Genomic DNA, 22,487 nt, shown 5'->3' on the forward strand with positions numbered 1-22,487 from the left:
AGGCCGTAGTCAATAAGCCGTACTCGATCCTACAATGGACAATGTCTAAGTCAAGGTGACTTCCAAAGTCACACCCGTTCGGGAACTGGCTCCCCGGCTGTTAGGCTGGCTCGTATGAGTGACCTGTTGGAACGACTGCGCGGACGCGGCTGGCGGATGACCGCGCAGCGCCGCGTCGTGGCCGAGGTTCTCGACGGCGATCACGTCCATCTGACGGCCGACGAGGTGCACGCGCGCGCCGTGGTCAAGCTGCCCGAGATCTCCCGGGCGACCGTCTACAACACGCTCGGCGAGATGGTCTCGCTGGGCGAGGTGCTGGAAGTCGCGACGGACAAGCGCGCCAAGCGCTATGACCCGAACGCGCATCGCCCGCACCATCACCTGGTCTGCGCCCGCTGCGGCGCCATCAGGGACGTCCACCCGGGTGGCAACCCGCTGGCCGACCTCCCCGACTCGGAGCGCTTCGGCTTCACGATCTCGGACGTCGAAATGACCTACAAGGGCATCTGCCCCAACTGCGCCGCCTGAACGCTCCGCTGTAGGACCGGTACGGAAATCGGCGCTCCGCCGTGGGACCGGTACGGAATCCACGGGTCTTCCGGTGGCCGGTCGTGGGCCAATCCTGCCTGGATCCTGCCTGTACATCGTCCATGTTCAGCGGCTACTACCCCCTTCCCGAATCTGACGGTTCGTCATATCGTCGGCGGCGCCCACCCCCCGTACCGCCCTCCGCCAAGGAGAGACCGTGGGAGACCCGCACCCGATACCCACAACTCCACCCACCACCGGCCCCATCACTACGCCCACCACCCCACCCAAACTCCACGCCAAGAATCTCGCCCGTGTCTTCGGCCGGGGCCCCACCGCCGTACCGGCCCTGGGTCCCCTCGATCTGTCCGTCGCCCCCGGCGAGTTCACCTGTGTCGTGGGCCCGTCCGGCTGCGGCAAGTCGACGCTGCTGAGGATCGCCGCAGGGCTTCTGCGCCCCACCGCCGGTGAGTTGGAGATCCGGACCGGATCGCCGCGCCCGGCCGCGATGATCTTCCAGGACTACGGCATCTACGACTGGAAGACGGTTCTGGCCAACGTCCGCTTCGGCCTGGACATCCAGCGCGTACCCCGCCGCGAGGCGAACGCGCGGGCCACCGACTGGCTGACCCGGATGGGCCTGGCCGACTTCGCGGGCGCCTATCCGGCCACGCTCTCCGGCGGGATGCGTCAGCGCGTGGCCATCGCCCGCGCGCTCGCCGTGGAGCCCGAGATCCTGCTCATGGACGAGCCGTTCGCCGCGCTGGACGCGCAGCTCCGCACGATCCTCCAGGACGAACTCCTCGACCTCACCCAGACGACCCGTACGACGACCCTGTTCATCACGCACAGTCTCGAAGAGGCGATCGTGCTGGGTGACCGCGTGCTCGTCATGTCGGCGAGGCCCGGCCGCATCATCGCCGAGCGCCGTCCGCCGTTCACCCGTCCGCGTACCGGCGCGGTGCGTGCCGCACCGGAGTTCACCGCGCTCAGGAGCGAGCTGTGGGAGCTGCTGCGCGGCGAGGTCCGCGGCGGGGTCCGTGCCGAGGCGGTGCCGGTATGAGCACCGACCTGCGCGAGGAGCCCACGGCGACGGTGGACGGCGCCGCCGAGAAGATCCTGGTCCGCCGTCCCGGGCCACGGGAACTGCATCCCGTACGCACCCACCGCAGACGCCGGGCCCTGGAGGTGTCCCTCGCGGTCGCCGTCCCGCTGGTCCTGGTCCTGCTGTGGCAACTCGCCGCCGTCCAGGGCTGGATCGACGACCGGGTCTATCCGGCGCCCAGCACGATCCTCGCGGACGGCTGGGACCGCGCGGGCGACGGCGACCTGTGGCCGGATGTGTGGGCGACCCTGAAACGCGTCCTGGCGGGCTACGCCATCGGCACGGTCGCGGGCTACGCCCTGGGCCTCCTGATGGGCTCCCTCTCCCTCGTACGGGCCGCCCTGGAGCCGCTGCTCGACGCCCTGTACGTGGTCCCGAAGCTGGCGCTGCTGCCCGTGTTCCTGAACATGTTCGGGCTCGGCGAGGGTCCGCAGGTCGCCCTCGTCGCGGCGACGGTCTTCTTCTTCGTGTGGATCTCCACGATGGCGGCGGTGATCGCCGTGCCGGAGGGCCACCGGGACGCGGGCCAGGTCTTCGGCGCGTCCCCCTGGCAGATGTTCCGCCATGTGCTGCTGCCCGCGTCGCTGCCGGCCGTCCTGGTCGGGGCGCGGATCGCGGCCGGTGTCGCGGTCCTGGTGATCGTCGCGTCGGAGCAGATCGCGGCGACGAACGGCCTGGGGCATCTGATCTTCGACTCGCGCGCCCTCTTTCAGAACGACGTCATGTTCGTCGGCATCGTCTGTGTCGCCGTCCTGGGCGTGCTCTTCTCCGAACTGGTGCGGATCGTCGGCCGGTTGCTCACCCCGTGGGCTCCGCGCGACCGAGGACGCGGCCAGTCATGAACCGGCGGTACGGAGGCGGAATGCGTACACGCACCACTGCATGTCTCAGCACGCGCACCACCCTGCTCGGTCTGCTGACGGCGGGCGCCCTGCTCGCGTCGGCGGGCTGCGCGCAGCAGGACGACTCGGCGCCGGTCTCGGCGAAGCCGCGTACGGTCCAGGACGTGGCCGGCTGCGCGAAGGGCTGGACGGACCCGGCGGATCTCGCACCGGACCGTGACCCGGCGCGCTGCGACAAGGGCGCGCCCGCCCCGCAGCCGTTGACGAAGCGGAAGAAGCTGACGATCGTCGCCGGGACGCTCAGCGCCGAGTACGTCGCGCCGCTCGTGGTCGCCGCGGAGAAGGGCGAGTTCGAGAAGGAGAACCTCGACGTCACCCTGAAGGTACTGCCGACGCCGGACGCGTTGCCCCTGCTCGCCAAGGGGGAGATCGACGCGCAGTGGGCGGCGCCCGAGGCGGCCGTGATGAACGGTGTCAACGGCGGCTTCGACATCAAGTGGGTGAGCGGGAACTTCTCGCCCGACCCGGCGTCGAAGAGTGGCCTGTGGGTGCGGCTGAAGAAGGGCGAGAGCGCGGACCATGTGCCGATGGCGGGCCGCAGGATGGGCACGATGATCGGCAAGGGTTCGGTCATCGCGTATCCGATGGACACGGCCCTGAAGAAGCACGGCGGCGGTCTCGACAAGATCCAGTTCCAGCAGCTGGGTTCCGCCGATGTGCTCACGGCGCTGCAGAACGGCGGCGTGGACTCGGCCTGGCTCCTCGACCCGGTGTGGCGCAAGGTCGACGGCGACCCGTCCTACGCCTTCCTGGGCGGCCAGCCGCTCGGTGAGCCGCTGGGCGGCCTGCTGTTCGGGCCGAGCCTGCTGCACGACGACGTGGACGCGGGCGTGGCGCTGCTGCGCGCGTACATCCGGACCGTGAACACGTACTTCGCGGGCGACTACAAGAAAGACCCCGCGTTCGTCGACGAGTTGGCGAAGCTCCTGAAGACGGATCAGGCGGTACTGAAGTCGACGCCGTCGCTCCGGATGGACTGGGAGATCCGCGGGGGGACGACGGACCGGCTCCAGGATGCGTACCGCGCGGCGGGCGTGTCGGAGGGGGATCCGGTACCGGAGAAAAAGGCGGTGGACCGGTCCTTGTACGAGGAGGCCGTCGGCCATCAAGGGTGACGACGGGAAAGGGTGACGACGAAGAGTGACGACAAAGGCCCGGAAGCTGAGCTTCCGGGCCTTTGCCTTCAGTAGCGGGGACAGGATTTGAACCTGCGACCTCTGGGTTATGAGCCCAGCGAGCTACCGAGCTGCTCCACCCCGCGTCGGTAAACACGACTCTACGTGACCGAGAAGCAGGGAGCAAATCAATACCCGACGCTCAGGCGGACAGTTCCTCCCTCAAGGCGTCCCGCAACTTCGCCGCCCGCTCCGACACCTCAACTGGTCCAAGAGAAACGGCAAGATCGGCCCACCGCTGCCCCTCGGCCAACTCCCCGCGCCGGGCGTAGAGCAGCGCCAACCGCAACCCGGCACGCCCATGCCCCCCGTCGGCGGCCCGCTTCCACCACACGGCCGCCTCCGGCTCGCTCCCCTCCCGAGCCAACAGCAGCCCCAGATTGAACGCGCCGTTCCGGCTGCCGGCCTCCGCCGCCTTCCGGTACCACCCGGCGGCCTCGACCACGTCCCCGCGCGCGGCGGCGAGCATGCCGACCCGCACCTGGGCACGCCGGTGCCCCTGCTGTGCCGCCCGCTCGTACCACTCCTCGCACTCGGTCTTCTCGGTCGCGGGCTCGCCCAGCTCATGCGCGGGCGCCGGCGGGCGCCGCGCGTCGAGCACGGTCGCGAGCCGGTACGCGGCCTCCGCGCTGCCGCCGCCTGCGGCGCACCGCAGATGCCGCTCGGCGGCCTGGTCCTCGCCGTCCCGCAGCCGCGCGATACCGACCTGGAGGGCGGCCTCGGTGTGCCCGGCCGCCGCCGCCCGCTCGTACCAGCGCAGCGCGCCGCGGTGGTCGTCGCGGCCGGCGCAGAGGATGCCGAGGTTGAAGGCGGCGTCCACGCTGCCCGATTCGGCCGCCTTGGAGAACCACGGTTCGGCGCCCGCCGCGTCGCCGACCTGGAGCAGCAGCACGGCGAGTGCGTTGGCGGCCTCGCGGTGCCCGGCGTAGGCGGCACGGCGGTACCACTGCTCGGCCTGCGCGGTGCGGCCCTGCTGGGCGCAGAGCAGCCCGAGGTTGTACGCGCCGTTGACGTCGCCCGCGTCCATGGCCGCGCGGTACCAGCGCTCGGCGGTCTGCGGTTCGCCGCGCTCGGCGTGCAGGGCGCCGAGGGCGTTGGCGGCGTTGCCGTCGCCCTCCTGGGCGGCCCTGAGCCACCACACGGCGGCGCTCTCCTGGTCGCCGGCGTCCCGCAGCAGGAACCCGAGGGCGCACGCGGCCCGCGCCTCACCGTCCTTCGCGGACGTGAGGTACCAGCGGCCGGCCTCCTTGAGCTGGCCGCGCTTCTCCAGGATCGCGCCGAGGTGCAGCGCGGCCCGCCGGTGGCCGCGGGCCGCGGCCTGCCGGTACCACTGGGTGGCCTCTTCGGCGGCTTCCGTACCGTCGTCGCCCCCGCGCGCGTCGGCCTTGGCGGCGTCGGCCCTGTGGTCGAGGGCGCGGGCGAGCCGGTACGCGGCCTCGCGGTGGCCGCGCTCGGCGGCGGCGCGCATCCATGGCGCCGCGCCGGGGTCCCCGCGGTGCTCCAGGAGGTCGGCGAGGGCATAGGCGCCCAGCGCGTGGCCCTGCTGGGCGGACTGGCGCAGCCAGTACTCGGCCGCGGGCTCGTCGCCGCGCTCGCGGTGGTGGCGGCCCAGGGCGTGCGCCGCCGCGGCGGAACCGGCGACGGCGGCGATACGCCACCAGCCGGCCGCCTCGTCCGCGTACCCGCGCTGGTGGAGGAGGACACCGAGGTTGTTGGCGGCGGCACGGTCGCCGGAGGCGGTGGCGGCACGCAGCTGAGGCTCGGCTCCGTCGAGGTCACCGCGGCGCAGCAGCATCGCTCCGAGCACGCTCATCGCTTCGACGTCGCCCGCTTCGGCGGCGACGCGGTGGCGTACTTCGTCCGCGGCCGTCCCGGTTTCGTCCCGGTCGGCCGACTGCACAAACCGCCCTGTCTCCAACAGAGTTGCCTTGTCCCCCATAACGTCCATCGTCGCACCACCCGCAACCTGGGTACACCTGGTATACCGCAGCCAGTGAGGTCACTTCAGCGTTTTGTCGACATGCCCACAGAGAGATAAGTCAAACACAGATTTCCCAACTCTCCCCGTACGGCGCACTGTTCGCGCATGACGAAGGCCCGGAAGCTGAGCTTCCGGGCCTTCGTTTTATGGTAGCGGGGACAGGATTTGAACCTGCGACCTCTGGGTTATGAGCCCAGCGAGCTACCGAGCTGCTCCACCCCGCGTCGTTGTTCGGCAACCGTACCACGACGCGGGGTGGGCCTCTGATCAGCCGCTACCGCTGCTGTCCCCGCTCTTGCCGGCGGCTCTGTCCGGGCTGCTGTAGGCCGCCTTGTCGGCGTTCGCGTCCGCGCTCTTGTCAGCGCTCTTGTCCGCGTTGCCGTCCGCGGCCTTGTCGCCGTTCTTGTCGGAGGTGGCCTTGGACTGCGCCTCGTCCGCGAGCTTGAGCGCGTCCTGGAGCTTCTGCTGGGCCTCGCCGTACGCCTTCCAGTCGCCCTTCTTGAGAGCGGCCTGACCGTCGTCGAACGCCTTCTGGGCATCGTCCAGCGCCTGTTGCACGGTCGGGTTGTCGGAGGTCGGCGGTGGCGGCGTGGTCCCCGTATTCCCGTCGCCCGGTGGCACGGCCGGAGTCTCCTTCTCGGCCCCGAACACGACGTTCAGCGCCTTCTCCAGCGTGTCCTCGAACGCCGTCTTGCCCGCGTAGGTGACCAACACCTTGCGCAGCAAGGGGTACTTGAGGCCACCACCGCGTACGTAGACGGGTTCCGCGTAGAGCAGTTCTCCGTCGAGGGGCACCGTCAGCAGGTTGCCGTACTCGACTTCCGAGTCACCACCACGCAGCAGCCGGATCTTCTCGGCGATGGTCTCGTTGGAGTTGAACTTGCTCTGCACCTGTTTGGGTCCGTCGATGGTCTCGGCGGACGGCATCTTCAATATGTCGATCTTGCCGTAGTCGGACGTTCCCGCTTCGGCGTTGACGGCCATGAAGGCGCTGAGGTTGTCACGGCCGTTCGGTGTGAACGTCGTCGTCAGCGAGAACGCCTGCGCCTGGTCCCCGGGCATCCGCATGCTGAGGTAGTACGGCGGGACCGCGTTGCCCGACTTGTTCGTCGGGTCGCTCGGGACCTGCCACACCTCACTGCCGCTGAGGAACGTCTCCGCGTCCTTCACGTGGTAGCGGGTCAGCAACTCGCGCTGGACCTTGAACAGGTCCTGCGGGTACCGCAGATGCTCCATCAGCTTCGGCGAGATCTCACTCTTCGCCTTCACCGTGTTCGGGAACGCTTTCATCCAGGTCTTGAGGACCGGGTCCTTGGTGTCCCACTGGTAGAGGCTGACCTCGCCGGTGTACGCGTCGACGGTCGCCTTCACCGAGTTGCGGATGTAGTTGACCTGGTTCTGCTGGGCCACCACCGCGCGCTGGTTGTTCGCCGCGGTCAGCGAGTCGGCGGTGGTGTCACCGAGCGTCGTCCGGGAGGCGTACGGGTAGCCGTTGGTGGTGGTGTACGCGTCGACGATCCACTGGATCTTGCCGTCGACGACCGCCGGATAGGCGTCGCCGTCGATGGTCAGCCAGGGTGCGACGGCCTCGACCCGCTCTTTGGGCGTGCGGTTGTAGAGGATCCGTGAACCCTCGCCGATCGCGCCCGAGTAGAGGATCTGCGGCTCGCTGAACGCCACGGCGTAGGCCGCGCGGTTGATCGGGTTGGAGAGGTTGACCCCGCTGTTGCCCTTGTAGCTGGTGGTCTTCTCGCCGCTGTCGTCGGCGTAGTCGATCTCGGCCTGCGGGCCGCCGACGATCGAGTACTGCGAGGTCTTCTCGCCGTAGTAGATCCGCTGCTCGTAGTCGCCGAGGGAGCCCTTGGACGGCAGGTCCGACTCGGTGAAGACGGGACCGCCCTGGCTGTCGGCGTCGGTGCCCTTGGAGGCGACCACGCCGTACCCGTGGGTGTAGCGGAAGTGGTCGTTGATCCAGTTGTTCTTCGGAATGCCCTGGAGGTTCAGCTCCCGCAGACCGATGACCGTGTCCTGCAACTTGCCGGTGGCGGGGTCCTTGTACCGGTCGACGTCCAGGTTCGACGGGAACGCGTAGTAGTTCCGCATCTGCTGGAGCTGCTGGAACGTCGGTGAGACCACGTTCGGGTCGATCAGACGGATGCTCGCCGCTTCGTCGGCGTCCGCGCGCAGCTTGGTCTTGTCCTGCGTGCTGCTCTTGCCCGGGTACTCGCTGACCTTCGTCGTCGCGATGCCGTACGCCTCACGCGTGGCCTTCAGGTTCTTCTCGACGTACGGAGCTTCCTTGGCCTGCTCGTTCGGCTGGACCTGGAACTTCTGGACGATCGCCGGGTACAGACCGCCGATCAGGATCGCCGAGAGCACCATCAGGCCGAAGCCGATCACGGGCAGCTGCCAGGTGCGCCGCCACAGCGTCGCGAAGAACAGCACCGCGCAGATCACCGCGATGCAGAACAGGATCGTCTTCGCGGGCAGATACGCGTTCGCGTCGACGTACCTCAGGCCCGTCCAGTTGCCCGTCGCCTTGAAGTCGCTGGACTTCACCGCGAGGCCGTACCGGTCGAGCCAGTACGCGACGGCCTTCAGTGTGACGAACAGGCCGAGCAGCACCGACAGATGTCCGGTGGCGGCGGCCGTGGCCCGCGCCCCCGGGCTGGTGATGCGCAGCCCGCCGTACAGGTAGTGCGTGAGCGCGGCGGCGATCAGCGAGAGAACCGCCGCGGCGAAGCCGAAGCCGAGCAGGAAGCGGTACCAGGGCAGATCGAAGGCGAAGAAGGAGACGTCGAGGCCGAACTGCGGGTCCTTCTCGCCGAAGGGCACGCCGTTCACCCACATCAGCCAGGTGCGCCACTGGCCGGCCGCGGACGCGCCCGCGATCAGTCCGACCAGTGCCGTGACGGCCAGCAGGATCCACTTCTTGTAGGGCGCGACGCCCATGCGGTACCGGTCGAGGTTCTGCTGCTCCATCGACATGGCGCTCAGGGGCGGGCGCAGCCGGTGGGCCAACCAGATGTTCACGCCGACGGCGACCGCCATGAGCAGCCCGAAGACGAAGAACAGACCGACCTTGGTCCACAGAGTCGTCGTGAAGACGGACGAGTACTTGACCGACCGATACCAGAGCCAATCGGTCCAAAACCCCGCGAACATGACGAACGCCATGGCCAGTACGGCCAGGACGCCCAAGGTCATGAGCAGGGTACGGACCCGCCGGGACGGTCGGCCCACCCTCATCCGTGGCCCCGTCGGGCCTCCGCCGCGGTCCGGCATCTGGAAAGCCAAGGTGCGCACCTCGAAGTCGCTGTAGGTATATGGGCCCCGCGAACGCCGGGCCACACCTATGCAACTTACTGATGCTTTACTCGGTTCCCGCTTCCGGGGGTGAACGAGGCAGGATTGTGACCATGTCGAACCCCGCAACCCCCTCTTCCCCGTCTTCGTCCTCGTCCTCGCCGACGTCTTCGTCGTCGTCCTCGTCCTCCTCCTCGTCCGGCACTCCCGTGGCGGCCGGCCCGCTGACCCGGGCCGTACTGGAGATCGACGAGTACGTCGGCGGGCTCGGGTGGGACCAGCCCGCCCGTCTCTTCGCTCTGGTCGACACCGTCCGGCTGCGCTCGCAGGAGCCCGGTCTCGCGGACCGGCTCGGCCTCGCCGACGACGCGTCGGGCGGCGCCCTCACGCCGATCGAGCAGGACGAACTTCCGGCGGGCAGCCCGCTGGACGAGTTCCTGGGCACGATCGCCTGGCCCGAGTCGGTGGCGGGCTGCGCGCTCTCGGTGGAGCGGCTGATGTTGCCGCCGTCGGCGGAGGCGTCCGTTCCGGACGGTCTGGACGACGGTCAGCTCGCGAAGTGGGTCGCCGAGCACCCGGATCGCCAGGAGGTACGGATGACGGTCGCGGTGCTGCGTGACGGCGCCCGTGAGTCGGCGCTGCGGCTGCGCGAGAAGGACGCGGCGACCGACGTCCTCACGGGGGCGGATCTGGTGCCGGGTCTCGCGGAGGCGCTGGCGGCGACGTTCGCGGACTAAGGAGGGGCTGTTCGCGGACCGGAACGGGGGGCGTTCGCGGACCTCGCGGACCGGACCGAGGCGGGGCGGGGCGGGGCGGGCGTCAGCCCTTGGCGCCTTTCACCTTGTGATGCGTTTCTGTTGTGACGCGTTTCACCATGTGGTGCGTTTCACCTCTTGGCGCGTTCAGCTGTTGCCGCGTTTCAGCTCTTGGTGCACTTGGGCAGTTGGTCCGTCTTGCCGGAGCGGATGTCCTGGAGGGCGTTGGTCGCGTCGGCGATGGTGCCGATCTTGACGAGCGTGAGGCCCTTGGGGACGTCCCGCGCGGCGGCGGCGCAGTTGTCCTTGGGCGTCAGGAAGAACTGGGCGCCCTTCTCGCGCGCGCCGACGGTCTTCATCTCGATGCCGCCGATCGGGCCGACCACGCCGTTGTCCTCGATGGTGCCCGTACCGGCGATGAACTTGCCACCGGTGAGGTCCTCGGGGCTCAGCTTGTCGACGATGCCGAGCGCGAACATCAGACCGGCGCTCGGCCCGCCCACGTCGGCGAGCTTGATGTCGATGGTGAACGGGAAGGTGTGGTCGGTCCCGGCCTCGATGCCGACGATGGCGCGGTCGCCGTCGTCGGCCTTCCGCGTGGTGATCGTGATGTCCTCGGTCCGGGTGGCCTCCTTGCCGGACTTCTCGGCGGCGGCGGCCTCCTTCACGGGGACGACGGTGAACACGACCTTCTCGCCCGGCTTGTGCTTGGTCACCAGCTTGGCGACGTCGGTGGGGTCCTTCACGGCCGTACCGTCGACGCTTTTGATGACGTCGCCGGCGTGCAGGTTGCCCTGGGCGGGGCTGCCCTTGATGACGGTGGAGACGATCACCCAGGACTTCACGGGGATGTCCAGCTCCTTGAGCGCGGCGACCTTGGCGCTCTCCTGGGACTGGCTGAACTCCTCGGCGTTCTCCTGGTTGGACTGCTGTTCCGTCTTGCCGTTCGGGTAGAGCGTCTCGTGCGGCACCACGATGTTGTCGTGGGCGAGCCATCCGTACACGGCTTCGGCGAGGTTCATCCGGTAGTCCGCGCTGGTGACCCGGACGGTGGTCATGTTGAGGTGACCGCTCGTCGGATACGTCTTGTGTCCGGAGATCTGGAGCACCGGCTCGCCGTCGTGGTCGCCGAGGGTGTTCACGGTCGGCCCCGGGGACATCTCCGAGTAGGGCACGGTGATGAACACTCCCGCGCACAGCAGCGCGATCAGCAGCAGTGTGGAGGCGAGCATCGTCGCGGTGCGGCGTGGCATGGAACGACAGTACGGGACATGCCTGTGCTCGCACTCCCGGGGCGCCCGTGCGGTACACGCGCGCGGGGTGATCGAGTTCGGGCGGGGTACAGGAGCGGCGTACACGACAGGGGTGCCGCCGGGCCCGGCGCGCCGGGGTCGGGTCAGGTCAGGTCAGGTCAGGTCACGTCGGAGTGGGACTGCTTCTCCATGGCCTCACGGAAACGTGCGTATCCCGCCAGCTCCGGACCGTCCCCGATCCTGCTGCGGTTCCGTGCGGCCCAACTGCCCCACAGACCCGCGCCGAGCGCGGCGAGCAGCGGGATCAGCAACCAGGCAAGCGCCGCCATGTCGACCTCCCAACCAGGTGAGCGACAGAAACTGACTGATCAGCAGATTAATCATCCGCTTGGTCAACGCTCACGCGCGGGGTGGGGTTACGCAACCGGAGCGCCGCCCTGCGTGCGGGGGTGGCGCGTCCGCCTTTGCGGCCCGTCCGGTCAGCAGGCGCCGACCCATTCGTCGGTGCCGTCGGAGAACATCTGGTGCTTCCAGATCGGCACCTCGTGCTTGAGGTCGTCGATGAGCTTGCGGCACGCGGCGAAGGCTTCCGCGCGGTGCGGGCAGGACACGGCGACGACGACGGCGAGATCACCCACGGCCAGATCGCCCACCCGGTGGACGGCCGCCAGCGCGCGTACGGGGAACTCGGCGACGACCTTCTCGGCGACGCGGCGCATCTCCGCCTCGGCCGAGGGGTGGCAGGAGTAGCCGAGCCCGTCGACGTCATGGCCGCCGTCATGGTCGCGCACGGTGCCGACGAACAGGGCGATACCGCCCGCCGCGGGGTCGCCGACCACGCGGAACACCTCGTCGAGGGAGAGCGGACTCTCGCGGACGGCGATCAGCCGAACGGGGTCCTGCGCCGTCTGCTCACCGGGGTGGTCCTGGGTACCTGCCATGAGCCCATCGTGCCGCACGGAGTCCGCTTCGCGGAATACGGCTTCCACCCGGCACGCGCGCGGAGCCCTTGAAACGTCCTACAGGCGCGACAGGGCGCGACTCCCGGCGGGGCCGGTGCGGGTCAGATCCGGCGCCGGGCCTTGCGCGCCCGCCGTACCAGGGCCGCCGTACCGAGCAGGGCGACCGTCGCGCCCGCGGCGCCCGCGGCGGTGGCGTCCTTGCGGCCGAGGCGACGGCCGGCGACGGTGTGCCGTCCCGCGACCTCTTCGAGGAGTTCCGCGAGGACCTCCTCGTTGGTCCACTGAGGGCGCCACCCGGCCTCGTGCAGCCGGCTGACGCTCACCACCCAGGGGTACATCGTGTACGCGAGGTCGCCCGCCGGGGACGGCGTGAGCCCGATCCGGTGCAGGCGTGCGGCGGCCCCCAGGGCGACGGCCGAGGGCATCTCCATCCGGCGGATGCCGCTCAGCTCCTCGACCTCCTCCTGTTCCAGCCAGCCGTCGCAGCCGACGGCCAGCTCGCCGTCGACCTTCTCCAGGACGGCGTACTCCAGGGCGCTGCACAGGTCCTCGACGTGGCAGAACTGCCAGGCGGGCCGGGAGCCGGCGACGACGAGCAGCCGGGGCGACTCGAAGTAGCGGGTGAGCGCGGTGTCCGTGCCTCCGACCAGGACGGCGGGGCGGACGACGGTGACATTGAGGCCGGGGTGCGCGCGGGGCGCACGGCGCGCGAGGCGTTCGATCTCCAGCAGGTCGCCGACGCCGGTGGCCTCGGCGGTGGCCCGCAGTTCGGCGTCCTCGGACAGCGGCAGCTCGTTGTCGGCGAGCGCGCCGTAGACCATCGCGGAGGTGCACAGGACGACCCGGTGGACCCCGGCCGCCGCGGCGGCGGTGAGGACGGTCTGCGCGCCGCGCACGTTGTACGCGGTACGGGCCACCGCGTCGGTCCCCAGATCGAGGTCGAGCGCGAGGTGCACGACGACGTCCGCGCCGCGCAGCTTCTCGGCGATGGCCGGGTCGCGGACGTCCAGGATGTGCCACTGGGCCGCGGCGCACTCGCCGCGCCGCTCGTCGATGGCGACGACCTGTTTGATCTCCTCGCTCGCGGCGAGCCGCTCGACCAGCAGCGCGCCGATTCCGGACGCGGCACCGGTCACCGCGACGACGGGCCCACGCGAGGGAGGGCTGGTTGCGTGGTTTCGCGCTGCGCGAACCTGTGGATCTGGGGAACTCACCGGGCGTCTCCAGCGGTTGTCTTCAGTACGTACGGCGCAGAACGCGTACGTACCAGGTGGCATCCATCCTGCCGCAGGCCGGGAGTCGGCGAAGCATCGAGGCCCTAACAGGCTCGTGGTGTCTACGCTGGGTGGTGACGCAGGGCAGCCGCCGTCGGAAGAGTACCGGCGGCCCGACAAGCCGAGGAATCCCGTGAGTGACACCCCATTCGGATTCGGCCTTCCGCCGGAGGAGCCGGACGACGGCGACGAGGGCAAGAAGAAGGACCAGAGCGGTGGTGGTCAGGGACCTGCCAATCCGTTCGGTTTCGGGCTGCCCGGAGGCATGGGCGGCGGGGACAACCCGTTCGCCGCGATGTTCGGATCGATGAATCCGAACGATCTGGGCGCCGCTTTCCAGCAACTGGGCCAGATGCTCTCGTACGAGGGCGGCCCGGTGAACTGGGACATGGCCAAGCAGATCGCCCGCCAGACGGTCTCCCAGGGCACGTCGGACGGCACCAAGGACGCGAGCGTGGGCCCCTCCGAGCGCCAGTCGGTCGAGGACGCGGTGCGCCTGGCCGACCTGTGGCTGGACGGCGTGACGTCGCTGCCGTCGGGCTCCGGCTCGGCCGTGGCGTGGTCGCGCGCGGAGTGGGTCGAGGCCACGCTGCCGGTGTGGAAGGAGCTGGTCGATCCGGTCGCCGAGCGGGTCGGCGCGGCGATGGGCGAGGTGCTGCCCGAGGAGATGCAGGCCATGGCGGGCCCGCTGATCGGCATGATGCGGTCGATGGGCGGCGCCATGTTCGGCACCCAGATCGGGCAGGCCGTCGGCGTCCTCGCGGGCGAGGTCGTCGGTTCCACGGACATCGGCCTGCCGCTGGGTCCGGCCGGCAAGGCGGCGCTGCTCCCGGTCAATGTGGAGGCGTTCGGCAAGGACCTGAGCGTCCAGCGGGACGAGGTGCGGCTGTATCTGGCGCTGCGCGAGGCCGCCCACCAGCGGCTTTTCGTGCATGTGCCGTGGCTGCGGTCGCATCTGTTCGGTGCGGTCGAGGGGTATGCGCGCGGGATCAAGGTCGACACCTCGAAGCTGGAGGACGTCGTCGGCCAGCTCGACCCGTCGAACCCGGAGCAGCTTCAGGACGCGCTCCAGCAGGGCATGTTCCAGCCCGAGGACACTCCCGCGCAGAAGGTCGCCCTGGCGCGCCTGGAGACCGCTCTGGCGCTCGTGGAGGGCTGGGTGGACGCCGTGGTGCACGAGGCGGCGAAACCGCGTCTGGGGTCCGCTGACGCGCTGCGTGAGACGTTGCGGCGCCGTCGGGCGACGGGCGGGCCCGCGGAGCAGACGTTCGCGACGCTGATCGGTCTGGAGCTGCGTCCGCGCCGGCTGCGGGACGCCTCGCGGCTGTGGGCGTCGCTCACGGACGCGCGCGGTGTCGACGGCCGGGACGGTCTGTGGGCCCACCCGGACATGCTGCCGACGGCGTCCGACCTGGACGACCCGGACGGCTTCGTGCACCGTGAGCAGCTCGACTTCTCCGAGCTGGACAAGATGCTCGGCGAGGCGGCGAGCGGTGGTACGGCGAGCGGTGACGCGGGCAGGCCGAAGCTGACCAAGGACGACGAGCCCGACGAGAAGCCCGGGGACACCGACGGCGACAAGGGCGACGGCAAGGGCGGCACAGGCGGTCCGCGCGGCGAGGGTGACGACGGCAGGTGAGCCTTCATGACGACGCCGTCGCCGTCCTCAAGGAGTACGACGACCAGCGCGAGTTGCGGGACGCCTATGTGGAGCATCTGTCGGTGCATCCGGACGGCATGTGGAAGTCGTGCGGCGGGGGACACATCACGGCGAGCGCGCTGGTAGTCGACCCGGAGCGTGACCGGGTGCTGCTGACGCTGCACCGCAAGATGCGGATGTGGCTCCAGATGGGCGGCCACTGCGAGCCGGGCGACAAGACCCTCGCGGACGCGGCACTGCGCGAGGCCACCGAGGAGTCCGGGATCACGGGGCTGCGGCTGCTGCGGGGCGGCCCCGTGCGCCTGGACCGGCACGCGACACCGTGCGGGGAGCACCTGGACGTGGAGTACGCGGCGCTGGCCCCCTCCGGCGCCGTCGAGTCGATCAGCGACGAGTCGCTGGACCTGCGCTGGTTCCCGTACGACGCGGTGGCGGACGTCGCCGACGCCTCGGTGGTCCGGCTGATGGAGTCGACGCGCGCGCGGCTGTGACGGCCCCGGGTGGGGCCTGTGGCGATACGGGTGCGGCGGGGGGCACGGCACACGCGCGTGGCGTGAGCCGTGCCCGTTGAGGTTCTGGCCCGGGGCGCGGGCCTTGGGGCGACGACGGACTGGGGCAACGCCTGGAATTAGGGCCGGGCCGACCGTAGTTCCAGGTGTTGCCCTAGTTCCAGGTGTTCCCCTGGTTCTGGCCGTGGGCGCCCTGCTGGCCCATGCCGTACTGGGCGCGCAGCCCCTGCCCGATGACCGCGTTCTGCGGCGGCAGCAGCTCGCTGGGCTGAACCAGGGCATACCCCTGCCCCATGAAGCTCAGCTCCCAGCCCTCGCCGGTGTTGCCGCGGCGTCGCCACACGCCCGAGGAGTGCGTCTGCGCCTGCATCTGGACGCGCAGCCCGCTGGACCAGGCGACGATCGCGTCCGCGTCGGCGTTGACGTACCGGTCCGGCGTGACCTGCATCATCAGTGGCTGGCCCGACGTCATCAGGGCGACCTTGCCGCGCCCGGTGATGTTGAGCTGGTACTTGCCGGAGCCGGAGATGCCGTACTGGCTGTCGACGGCGATGACCTGATGGTTCAGTGCCGAGTCCAGCGCGAGGACATAGCTGCTGTCGACGGTCAGACCGTCCTGGTCGACGTCCACGACATGGATGTACTGCGCGAGGTTCGCGAAGTAGACCGTGCCCTGTCCGTGGCAGCGCATGAGGTCGAGTCCCTCACCGGTGTGCGCGCGGGCACGCCGCTCCCCGTGCGTCTGGATCTCACCGTCGAACTCGACAAGTCCCTGATAGGCGACCATCGCGCCTTTGCGCGCGAGGATGTCGTCGTGCCCCTCCAGGGTGACCCGCAGGAGTTGCGGGTTCTGCATCGAGTAGCGCTCCTGGACCTGGTTGTCCGCGAAGGAGAAAAGTGGGCTCTGCATGATGTGTTCGCTCCCCCTCAGCCCCGCGCCCGGAGACGGTCGGTGCTGTCCTCGCTGGGCTGCACGACGACGATGCCCTCGCCGGAGAAACCCATCTGGTACGCCTCGCCGCTGCCCCGCCCGATGAGCGAGCCCGCCTTGAAGCTCCGCTTGCCCTTCACCTTGAGATTCGGCGACCAGGCGATCAGCGCGTCCGGATCGACGTACGTCTCGTCCTCGCCCCGGCCGCAGTCGACCACGATCGGCGTCCCGCGCGAGGTCAGCGCGACCCAGCCCTGACCGGAGACCTTGATGTTCCACAGGCCCTGCCCCGCGAACTTGGCGAGCCCCTTGACCCGCTCGACGCCCCACTGGAGGTGCGCGTCGAAGGCGAGCAGATTGGTGCCGTTGACGGAGATCGCGTCGCCGCCGAGGTTGATGACGACGACGTCCGCGCCGTAGTCCGCGAGATACAGCAGGCCGTCGCCGCTGCACTTCATCAGGGGTGCGCCCTCGCCGGTGATCCAGTCGCGCGCGATCTGGCGCACGGCCGGCGGGTTGGGCTCGTACTGCACGAATCCCTCGTACGCGACCATGGATCCCACGCGCGCGAAGAGGTCCTGTCCACTCTGCATGGCCACCTTGAGCATGTGGGAGCCGTGGTTCTCCATGCGGGCGGCGACCGGGGTCGGGGCGAAGCCCGCGAGTTGCTGATTCATGACGGGCTCCCTCAGACCTCGAACGGCTGGACGACGATGAAGTTGCCGGGCGCGCCGCGGAACTGAAGATTGACGCTCTCCCCGCTCGCGCCCGCGTAGGCGTTGCTGCGCAGCCGGACCTGGCTGGACACGATCACCTGGGACGCCGCCGACCAGGCGACGACGGCATGGCAGTCGGCGAAGGTGGTCGGCGTGACCGGCAGGACGACGGGCACCCCATGGGTCTTCACGATGAGGGTGCCGGTGCCCTGGAACTGCATGGTGAACAGGGCGCCGCCGGGGATGCCGTGCCCCTCGATCCGCCGCACCTCGTACTGGAGGGACTCGTCGAAGGCGAGCACGCTGTCCGCGGAGACGCAGATCGCGTCACCCTGGAGTTCGATCGGGTGCAGATGGGTGGCGTCCTCGGCGAGGAACACCTGTCCATGGCCGGAGCAGCGCATCAGCTGCATCTCCTGGCCGGTCGCGTTGCCGGCGATACGGCCCGCGAACCCCGCGCCTTTGTAGCTGAATTCGACCTTGCCCTGGTACAGCACCATGCTGCCCTGGCGCGCGAGGACGGGCTGGCCGCCGGCGCCGAGGTCGACGCGTACGAGCTTCTTGTTCTGCTGGGTCCAGCGCTGGCCGGTCGGCGCCTCTTTGTAGAGCTGGAGCGCGGCGGCGACACCGGGCGCCTGCGGGGCGCCCTGGGGCTGCCCGTAGGGCGCGGGTGCGCCCGGGTGACCGGCGAACTGGCCCGGCTGGGGCTGCCCGTAGCCGGGGGGCGCGGTCGGGGCCTGCTGCTGGCCGTAGCCGGGGGGCGCGGTGGGCGCGCCCTGCTGCCCGTAGCCCGGAGGCGCGGCGGGCTGGCCGTACCCGGGCGGCGGAGGCGCGGTCTGGCCGGGCACCTGCCCGAACTGCGGCTGACCGGGCTGACCGTACGGCGCGGGTGCGGGCGCGGGCGGCGGCACCGGGCCCGGACCGCCGAGCGGCGCGATGACGGTCGGCGCGGCGTGCACCGGGGGGTGGCCGGGCGCGGGCTGCGGGGGCGGTACGGCTCCCGGCGGCGTGAAGCCCTGGCCGGGCTGCGGGGCGGGCGGCTGCGCGTGCGGGGCCGGTGCGGGGGCGCCGAACGCGGGTGGTGCCGTCTGCGCCGGAGGCGCCGTCTGGGCGGGCGGGGCGAACGCGGGTGCGGGCTGCGCGGGTCCGGCGTGCGCGGGCGGGGCGAATCCGGGGACACCGCCGGCCGCCGGCTGGGGCGCGGCGGGCTCCTCCTCGGCGACCTCACCGCCGAAGTTCTTCAGCAGCGCGTCCAGGCCCCCGTCGAAGCCCTGTCCGACGGCGGCGAACCGCCATACGTCCTTGAGATAGAGATCGCCGAGCATCACGGCGCGCTCGGTGGAGAACTCACCGCCTTGGAACGAGTACCGGGCCACCTCCTCGCCGCCCGCCACGATCCGCAGATACCCGGGGGCGACCTGCGCCATCTGTCCCGCACCGTCGATCGTCGCGGTGAACGACAGCTTCTGGATGCCCGCCGGAATCCGGTCCAGCGTCACGCGGAACGACTCCGTGTCGCCCGCCTGCGCGCCCAGCAGCTGAATGGACTCCTCCGGAGTCTTCGGCTGGTTGAAGAAGATGAAGTACCGGTCGTCCGACAGTCGTTCGTCAGCGTCCAGCCCGAAACAGCTGATGTCGAAGCTCAGCCCGGGGCCGGAGATCTGCACACCCACGTACAGATCCGTGCCCGCGGTGAGGTCACTGATCTTGGCCTTGTGGCCGCGTTGGAATTCCCTGGCCATGCGTAACGACCGTCCCCCATCCCGGATACAACTGCGTCGCGTCAGGCTAACGGCAAACTCTGACATCCGAGGAAGCCGGTACAGACCCGGTACACAAACACCACGCCCCGCCCTTCACCGCCCCTGCCCGGCCGTCAGCCCGGCCGTCATGCACGCACGCGACGACGCGCGCGGGGCGACCGATCACTCCTCGCGCGCGGAGGGGTGATACGGCAGCCGGTCCGCCGCGACCACCCCTTCGAGGTAGCCCCGCGCCCTCTCGGTACGGGGATACGCCTCCAGGAGCCGCCAGAAGTCGGGACCGTGCCCGGGGACCAGCAGATGCGCCAGCTCGTGGACGAGGACGTAGTCGACGACGTACTCGGGCATGCCCTGCAACCGGTGCGAAAGACGGATGCTGCCCTCGGACGGGGTGCACGATCCCCAGCGCGTGTTCTGGTTGGTGACCCAGCGCACCGACGTCGGCCGGGCCCGCCCGCCGAAGTACTGCACGGACAGCCGCGCGGCCCGCTCGACCAGCTCCGTGTCGCCCAGCAGTCGCTTGCTCTCCTGAGCGGCGAGCTTGTCGAGCATCACACCGACCCAGCGCTGCTCCTCCGCCTCGGACATCCGGGCGGGGATGAGCACAACGGTGCGATCGCCCTCGCGGTACGCGGAGACCGTCCGGCGTCTGCGGGCACTCCTGCGCACCTCGACCGCGCTCGCCCCCGAGCCGCTGGGCGGCTGGCTCGTCATGCTGCGCTGTGGCTTCGCGGCGCGGTGCAGTGGGTCGGCGGGCACGCCCCGACGTTACCCGCTGGACGTGCGAGAAGTCCCGCCCCCGGGGCGGTTCCGTGCCGATCCACTCCCCCAGGGCCGCATTGGTACGACTAATCCCGCCACCTGTGGACAACTTTCGGCAGCCCACGACCCGGGCCCCGCATGCTGAATCCGGACCGGCCCACGAGACAAGCCCAGGGCCACCCACGAAATATGCGAGACGCACAAGAAACGACGCACAAGAAACGGGGACAGCCATGCCTACGGAGACAGCAGCCACACCCATGGGAACAGCCAGGCATCCGGTACTGAAGCCCGCGTTGCGGCGCGGCTGGCGCGACCTCAACACCGTCCAGTTCGGTGTGGCCCCCGCCCACGCGGTGGTGCTGGGCCCGGTCGACACGGCCACGGGCAGCTTCCTGACCTTGCTCGACGGCACCCGCGGCCCGGATCTGTTACGCGCGGAAGGCCACCGCATGGGCCTGCCCGACGGCCATGTGGACGCCCTGCTCGACCGGCTCACCACAGCCGGCCTGCTCGACGACGCGACCGGCGGCGGCCCCCAAGCCGACGCGCTACGCCGACGGGGTGAAGCCATGGACCGGCTGCGCCCCGACCACGCGGCACTGTCGATCGTCGACCCGGTACCGGGCGGTGCCATGAAACGCCTCGCGGCCCGGCGGACCACGCGGGTCCAGGTGCGGGGCGCCGGACGGGTCGGCGCGGTCCTCGCCTCCGTACTGGCGGGAGCGGGCGTCGGCCAGGTCGACGTCATGGACGGAGGATGCGTCGAACCCTGGGACCTCGCCCCGGGCGGCCTCCCCCCGGAATCAGTCGGGGAACGCCGCGCGGAGGCAGCCCGCCGAGCCACCCGCCGCGCATCCCCCGGCCGCCCTCCTCGCACCCGCCCGGCACAGGAACCCGGTCGCTCCCTGGTGGTCATCGCCCCACGCGACGGCCTCGCCGCCTATGCCCCGGACCCGACCGCCACCGAAGACCTGATGGCAGCGGGCACCCCACATCTCTACGCCGGAGTGATCGAGGGCACCGGAGTCGTCGGCCCGCTCGTCCTGCCCGGAGCGACCGCGTGCGCGAACTGTCTGGCCCGGGGGCGGACGGAGCGCGATCCGACGTGGCCCCGGCTCATGGCGCAGTGGCGTTCGGGGGCCCGCCGCCAGGTCCCGGCCTGCGATCTCGCCCTGTCCACCGCCGTCGCCGGACTCGCCGCGGGACATGCCCTGGCGCATCTGGACGGTGAGCCTCCGGCGAGCGCGGGGGCCCGCTGGGAAGCGTCCCTGCCCCGCCTGGGCTGGCACGCCCGCCTGGTGTGGCCACACCCCGACTGCCCCTGCGGAGCGTCCGACCGCGACAAACAAGCCCAGGCGGAGACCGACGGCACCGCCGAGGGAGGATCCGAGGCCGACAGCGGAGGAGGCACGAAGGGAACTGGGGAAAGCCAACTGGGGAAAGCTAAGGGGGCACGCACCTCGGACGATCCGGAAGCGCACGACACAATGACCGGGTAACCGCCATACGTGGCACGGCTGTCTGGGAATTGGAGGGGCGAATGTCGGATCTTCCCCGCAAAGCGGTCACCCGGACCGCCAAGCTGGCCGCGCTACCGCTCGGCTTCGCCGGACGCGCGACCTGGGGTCTGGGCAAGCGCATCGGCGGCAAGTCGGCCGAGATCGTGGGACGCGAACTCCAACAGCGCACCGCGGAGCAACTGTTCAAGGTGCTCGGCGAACTCAAGGGCGGCGCCATGAAGTTCGGGCAGGCGCTCTCGGTCTTCGAGTCCGCACTGCCGGAGGAAGTCGCGGGCCCCTACCGCGCCGCCCTGACCAAGCTCCAGGAAGCGGCGCCACCGATGCCGACCCGTACGGTGCACACCGTCCTGGCGGAGCGGATGGGCGAGGACTGGCGCGCACTGTTCCTGGAGTTCGAGGACAAGCCGGCAGCGGCGGCGTCGATAGGCCAGGTCCACCGGGCGGTCTGGCACGACGGACGCGAGGTCGCGGTCAAGGTGCAGTACCCGGGTGCGGGGGACGCGCTGCTGTCGGACCTGACCCAGCTCAGCAGATTCGCCCGTCTGTTGGGCCCCCTGATCCCGGGCATGGACATCAAGCCGCTCATCTCCGAACTGCGCGACCGCGTATCGGAAGAACTGGACTACGCATTGGAGGCAGCAGCCCAGCAGACACATGCGGAGGAATTCTCCGGCGACCCGGACGTCCTGGTCCCGGACGTGGTGCACCAGTGCGACCAGATCCTGGTGACCGAGTGGATCGACGGGATACCGCTGTCGGAGATCGTCGCCGACGGCACCGAGGAGCAGCGGGACCGCGCGGGCCAGTTGCTGACCCGGTTCCTGTTCTCGGGCCCGGCCCGCACCGGTCTGCTGCACGCCGACCCCCACCCAGGCAACTTCCGTCTGCTGCCCGACGAGAAGGCTGGCTGGAAGCTCGGGGTACTGGACTTCGGAACGGTGGACCGACTGCCCGGCGGACTCCCGCAGACCATAGGTGACTCCCTGCGGATGACCCTCGACGGCGAGGCCGACGCGGTCTACGACCTGCTGTGCGAGGAAGGGTTCGTCAAGTCGGAGATAGACCTCGACCCGCAGGCGGTCCTGGACTACCTGCTGCCGATCATCGAACCGGCCCAGGCCGACGACTTCACGTTCACACGCGGGTGGATGCGCAGCCAGGCGGCACGCATCGCCGACCCCCGCTCACCCGCGCACCAACTGGGCAAACAACTGAACCTGCCGCCGGCGTACCTGCTGATCCACCGTGTGACGCTGAGCACGATCGGCGTCCTGTGCCAACTGGGCGCCACGGTACGCATGCGCGACGAACTGGAGGAGTGGCTACCGGGCTTCGTCCCGGAGACAGAGCCAGCGTAGACAGAGGGGGAGGGGGGTGGGGGT

Annotated in this window: 19 protein-coding genes and 2 tRNA genes; 9 read left to right on the forward strand and 12 right to left on the reverse strand. The window is 70.2% G+C overall.

The annotated features are described in order from the left end of the window. Positions 1 to 114 precede the first annotated feature (114 nt). From ACFVT5_RS31275 to ACFVT5_RS31290, 4 genes are all read left to right on the forward strand, one after another. Entirely contained in the window at positions 115 to 528 is a 414-nt protein-coding gene (locus ACFVT5_RS31275) for a Fur family transcriptional regulator (RefSeq protein ID WP_389894895.1), read from the forward strand. A 217-nt stretch (positions 529 to 745) separates the two neighbouring features. Then, the gene (locus ACFVT5_RS31280; protein WP_389894897.1) at positions 746 to 1,591 is read left to right on the forward strand and encodes an ABC transporter ATP-binding protein; all 846 of its coding nucleotides are present in this window, start codon (positions 746 to 748) and stop codon (positions 1,589 to 1,591) included. Next, a complete protein-coding gene (locus tag ACFVT5_RS31285; RefSeq protein WP_389894899.1) occupies positions 1,588 to 2,475 on the forward strand; it encodes an ABC transporter permease in 888 nt (295 codons plus the stop codon). Before ACFVT5_RS31280 ends, ACFVT5_RS31285 begins: the two co-directional genes overlap by 4 nt. 20 nt (positions 2,476 to 2,495) lie before the next feature. Then, positions 2,496 to 3,650: an ABC transporter substrate-binding protein gene (locus ACFVT5_RS31290; protein ID WP_389894901.1), complete on the forward strand. Its 1,155-nt coding sequence runs from the start codon at positions 2,496 to 2,498 to the stop codon at positions 3,648 to 3,650. Positions 3,651 to 3,722: 72 nt separating this feature from the next. Here ACFVT5_RS31290 and ACFVT5_RS31295 read toward each other — a convergent pair. From ACFVT5_RS31295 to ACFVT5_RS31310, 4 genes are all read right to left on the reverse strand, one after another. After that, a tRNA-Met gene (locus ACFVT5_RS31295) sits at positions 3,723 to 3,796 on the reverse strand. Between the two features lie 56 nt (positions 3,797 to 3,852). Then, positions 3,853 to 5,658 carry a sel1 repeat family protein gene (locus ACFVT5_RS31300; protein WP_389894903.1) on the reverse strand — a complete coding sequence of 602 codons (1,806 nt, stop codon included), beginning with the start codon at positions 5,656 to 5,658 and terminating at the stop codon, positions 3,853 to 3,855. A gap of 180 nt (positions 5,659 to 5,838) precedes the next feature. Further along, positions 5,839 to 5,915 (reverse strand) — tRNA-Met (locus tag ACFVT5_RS31305). A gap of 43 nt (positions 5,916 to 5,958) precedes the next feature. Next, the gene (locus ACFVT5_RS31310) at positions 5,959 to 8,976 is read right to left on the reverse strand and encodes a UPF0182 family protein (protein WP_389895049.1); all 3,018 of its coding nucleotides are present in this window, start codon (positions 8,974 to 8,976) and stop codon (positions 5,959 to 5,961) included. A 134-nt stretch (positions 8,977 to 9,110) separates the two neighbouring features. On the opposite strand from ACFVT5_RS31310, the gene ACFVT5_RS31315 reads away from it, so the two are divergent. Next, on the forward strand, positions 9,111 to 9,734 hold the full coding sequence (locus ACFVT5_RS31315) for a PPA1309 family protein (RefSeq protein WP_389894905.1): 624 nt from the start codon (positions 9,111 to 9,113) through the stop codon (positions 9,732 to 9,734). Between the two features lie 182 nt (positions 9,735 to 9,916). Here ACFVT5_RS31315 and ACFVT5_RS31320 read toward each other — a convergent pair whose 3' ends face one another. The 4 genes from ACFVT5_RS31320 to ACFVT5_RS31335 all read right to left on the reverse strand — a co-directional run bounded on the left by ACFVT5_RS31320 (position 9,917) and on the right by ACFVT5_RS31335 (position 13,181). Next, positions 9,917 to 11,005: a PDZ domain-containing protein gene (locus ACFVT5_RS31320; protein WP_389894907.1), complete on the reverse strand. Its 1,089-nt coding sequence runs from the start codon at positions 11,003 to 11,005 to the stop codon at positions 9,917 to 9,919. Positions 11,006 to 11,163: 158 nt separating this feature from the next. Next, entirely contained in the window at positions 11,164 to 11,334 is a 171-nt protein-coding gene (locus ACFVT5_RS31325) for a hypothetical protein (protein ID WP_389894909.1), read from the reverse strand. A gap of 150 nt (positions 11,335 to 11,484) precedes the next feature. After that, a complete protein-coding gene (locus ACFVT5_RS31330) occupies positions 11,485 to 11,946 on the reverse strand; it encodes a molybdenum cofactor biosynthesis protein MoaE (protein WP_389894911.1) in 462 nt (153 codons plus the stop codon). A gap of 122 nt (positions 11,947 to 12,068) precedes the next feature. Then, complete coding sequence (locus ACFVT5_RS31335; protein ID WP_389894913.1) at positions 12,069 to 13,181, reverse strand: SDR family oxidoreductase; 1,113 nt, start codon at positions 13,179 to 13,181, stop codon at positions 12,069 to 12,071. A gap of 193 nt (positions 13,182 to 13,374) precedes the next feature. Here ACFVT5_RS31335 and ACFVT5_RS31340 point away from each other — a divergent pair, with 193 nt between their 5' ends. Together ACFVT5_RS31340 and ACFVT5_RS31345 are read left to right on the forward strand one after the other, a co-directional pair. Beyond that, positions 13,375 to 14,880, forward strand: coding sequence for a zinc-dependent metalloprotease (locus ACFVT5_RS31340; RefSeq protein ID WP_389894915.1), 1,506 nt, complete (start codon positions 13,375 to 13,377; stop codon positions 14,878 to 14,880). Next, entirely contained in the window at positions 14,877 to 15,392 is a 516-nt protein-coding gene (locus ACFVT5_RS31345) for an NUDIX hydrolase (protein WP_389894917.1), read from the forward strand. The genes ACFVT5_RS31340 and ACFVT5_RS31345 overlap by 4 nt, the downstream gene beginning before the upstream one ends. A 172-nt stretch (positions 15,393 to 15,564) precedes the next feature. On the opposite strand, the gene ACFVT5_RS31350 is transcribed toward ACFVT5_RS31345, so the two are convergent. From ACFVT5_RS31350 to ACFVT5_RS31365, 4 genes are all read right to left on the reverse strand, one after another. Next, positions 15,565 to 16,320 (reverse strand): AIM24 family protein, encoded by a 756-nt coding sequence (locus ACFVT5_RS31350; RefSeq protein ID WP_389894919.1) that lies wholly within the window; start codon positions 16,318 to 16,320, stop codon positions 15,565 to 15,567. Positions 16,321 to 16,337: 17 nt separating this feature from the next. Beyond that, positions 16,338 to 17,018 (reverse strand): AIM24 family protein, encoded by a 681-nt coding sequence (locus ACFVT5_RS31355; RefSeq protein WP_389894921.1) that lies wholly within the window; start codon positions 17,016 to 17,018, stop codon positions 16,338 to 16,340. An 11-nt stretch (positions 17,019 to 17,029) separates the two neighbouring features. Beyond that, positions 17,030 to 18,799 carry a TerD family protein gene (locus tag ACFVT5_RS31360; RefSeq protein WP_389894923.1) on the reverse strand — a complete coding sequence of 590 codons (1,770 nt, stop codon included), beginning with the start codon at positions 18,797 to 18,799 and terminating at the stop codon, positions 17,030 to 17,032. A 183-nt stretch (positions 18,800 to 18,982) separates the two neighbouring features. Next, positions 18,983 to 19,579 (reverse strand): M48 family metallopeptidase, encoded by a 597-nt coding sequence (locus tag ACFVT5_RS31365; protein WP_389894925.1) that lies wholly within the window; start codon positions 19,577 to 19,579, stop codon positions 18,983 to 18,985. Between the two features lie 263 nt (positions 19,580 to 19,842). On the opposite strand from ACFVT5_RS31365, the gene ACFVT5_RS31370 reads away from it, so the two are divergent. Beyond that, a complete protein-coding gene (locus ACFVT5_RS31370) occupies positions 19,843 to 21,084 on the forward strand; it encodes a TOMM precursor leader peptide-binding protein (RefSeq protein ID WP_389894927.1) in 1,242 nt (413 codons plus the stop codon). A gap of 41 nt (positions 21,085 to 21,125) precedes the next feature. Continuing rightward, complete coding sequence (locus tag ACFVT5_RS31375) at positions 21,126 to 22,463, forward strand: ABC1 kinase family protein (RefSeq protein ID WP_389894929.1); 1,338 nt, start codon at positions 21,126 to 21,128, stop codon at positions 22,461 to 22,463. Positions 22,464 to 22,487 lie beyond the last annotated feature (24 nt).

The sequence above is a fragment of the Streptomyces sp. NPDC058001 genome, assembly GCF_042886315.1.
Classification (GTDB): domain Bacteria; phylum Actinomycetota; class Actinomycetes; order Streptomycetales; family Streptomycetaceae; genus Streptomyces.